The sequence below is a fragment of the Microvirga pakistanensis genome (assembly GCF_004458765.1).
Classification (GTDB): domain Bacteria; phylum Pseudomonadota; class Alphaproteobacteria; order Rhizobiales; family Beijerinckiaceae; genus Microvirga; species Microvirga pakistanensis.
Genome location: NZ_SPJX01000466.1, coordinates 1 through 223 on the forward strand (window position 1 = coordinate 1; position 223 = coordinate 223).

Consider the following 223-nt stretch of genomic DNA (forward strand, 5'->3'; position numbering starts at 1 on the left):
CCGCACGAGGAAATCCTGATAGAGCACGGCCACCGACCGGAAGGCCGCCTCGGGATCGTCGAGGATCTCGCGCAGGATCGCGTCGAGCGCGGCCTCGCGCTCCGCCTTCGATTCCTCGGTGGCCTCCTCGACCTGCGGCTCGGGGGCCGCCGCCGCGCGGGTGCGGGCGAGCTGGGCCAGAAGATCGTTGGTGGAGGGCGCGGGCGGCGGCGGCGGCGCGCGG

Annotated in this window: 1 pseudogene; it reads right to left on the reverse strand. The window is 75.3% G+C overall.

Annotated elements, in window-relative coordinates:
• Positions 1 to 223 (reverse strand): annotated as a pseudogene (locus E4K09_RS20305) (ATP-binding protein); the annotation flags it as partial.